The sequence below is a fragment of the Streptomyces sp. NPDC058664 genome (assembly GCF_042716635.1).
In the GTDB taxonomy this organism is placed as follows: Bacteria; Actinomycetota; Actinomycetes; order Streptomycetales; family Streptomycetaceae; genus Streptomyces.
In genome coordinates this window covers 1-1,103 of the sequence record NZ_JBHXRW010000246.1, presented here as the reverse complement: position 1 = coordinate 1,103, position 1,103 = coordinate 1, and the positions used below count along the sequence as shown (strand labels likewise).

At 67.0% G+C, this 1,103-nt stretch carries 1 protein-coding gene; it reads right to left on the bottom strand.

All coding sequences use genetic code 11. The annotated features are described in order from the left end of the window. Positions 1-1,103 (bottom strand): beta-ketoacyl synthase N-terminal-like domain-containing protein (locus ACFWUY_RS41900; RefSeq protein WP_384122405.1); only part of this gene is annotated, 1,103 nt, incomplete at both ends.

The following is a 1,103-nucleotide window of genomic DNA, read 5'->3' as shown; positions in this document are numbered from 1 at the left end:
GGGCTCGTCGACGACCTTGAGGTTGGCCTGCTCGAAGGGGATGTACGGGCTCGGGCCCGCGTAGTTGATGTTCGGCGGAATCACGTTGTGCTGGAACGACATCAGCACCTTCGCGAGAGCGGGCACGCCTGCGCCGGACTCGAGGTGGCCGAAGTTGGTCTTGACCGAACCGAGCAGGGCGGGCTTGTCGGCATCGCGACTGCGGCCGATCACGCGCGCCAGCGCCTCAGCTTCGATCGGATCACCGACCGGGGTACCGGTGCCGTGAGCCTCGATGTAGTCGACCGAGGACGGGACGATTCCGGCATCGCGGTAGGCGCGACGCAGCACGTCCGCCTGGGCATCCGGGTTCGGTGCGACCAGGCCGTTGGAACGACCGTCGCTGTTGACAGCCGAGCCCTTGATCACGCCATAGATGTGGTCGCCGTCGCGCTCGGCGTCGGCGAGCCGCTTGAGCACGACCAGGCCGCCGCCCTCGGAGCGGACCATGCCGTCGGCATCCTTTGAGAACGCCTTGATGCGCCCGTCCTCAGAGGTGCCAGGGGCGAAACCGAGCGTCGGCATCGGCATCAGCAACATGTTCACGCCACCGGCGAGCGCCATGTCGGCGTCGCCCTCCCGCAACGCGCGGACAGCCTGGTGCACCGCTACGAGCGTGGACGAGCACGCGGTATCCACGGTGACCGAGGGACCACGGAAGTCGAAGTAATAGGACACCCGGTTGGCGATGATGCCGTTGGAGCTACCCATCAGCGCATACGCCTCCGCCGTGGCGGGGATGTTCGGGTCCCGGTCACCGACCGCGAGGGCGGCGATCATCTGGAAATCGCTGGAGGAGGAACCGACGAACATGCCGACCGACTCGCCCTTGAGGTCGCTCGCCGGAATCCGCGCGTGTTCGAGCGCTTCCCAGGTGAGCTCCATCATCAACCGCTGCTGCGGGTCCATGCGCTCGACCTCGATCGGCGAGGTCGCGAAGAACTCCGCGTCGAAGCTCTTGACGACATCCTGGTCGAGGTAGCCGCCCCTAGTCTTGCGCTCGGCGACCGCCGCGGCCACATCCGGGTCACTCAGGAACTCCGACCAACGGCCCTCGGGCAGGT